The following is a 537-nucleotide window of genomic DNA, read 5'->3' on the forward strand; positions in this document are numbered from 1 at the left end:
CGCTGAGTGGTAACGCTTACTATCTTGCCAGTCTACAACAATTCTATTTGCCGCATAACCTGCACCATCACCACAATTTACACCTTTAATTGCACCAACTCCGTTTATTGTAGCGGAACCTTGGTGAACATATTTACTTGTTAGGTTAGAGAGAGCTACACCCCCTCTCGATGTCAAACGAATGTCTCTTGTTCGAGAAACGCCATTTGGGTCAAAAAACATTGAGGGGTCATTGAAATCAACAACGGCTCCAGGGACATAAAGAGAGCCATTCTCGAGAGTTGATATGTTTGAACCAGTACCGATTGCCAAGCCCCCTGCGAAATTATTCATTTGCGATGAGTTGGTTTGGTTGATTCTATTCCGTACTGTAGCTTGGTCTATTGTTGCTGAGCCTATACTAGCTGTATTTATATCGCCGTTATTGATGTCAGCTCTATTAATATCAGCACGATCAATGTCAGCGTTATCGTAATCAAGGTCAGTGCCGCGAACACTAGTTAAGTTTGCCGAATTGGAGCGTAACGTGTCAATAGT

General features: G+C 43.0%; 1 protein-coding gene. It reads right to left on the reverse strand.

The window, feature by feature from the left end:
* Positions 1-537 (reverse strand): hypothetical protein (locus IQR33_RS25505; protein WP_228014134.1); only part of this gene is annotated, 537 nt, incomplete at both ends.

Origin of the sequence: Vibrio sp. OPT46 (assembly GCF_015163535.1) — a bacterium.
Taxonomy (GTDB): Bacteria; Pseudomonadota; Gammaproteobacteria; order Enterobacterales; family Vibrionaceae; genus Vibrio; species Vibrio alginolyticus.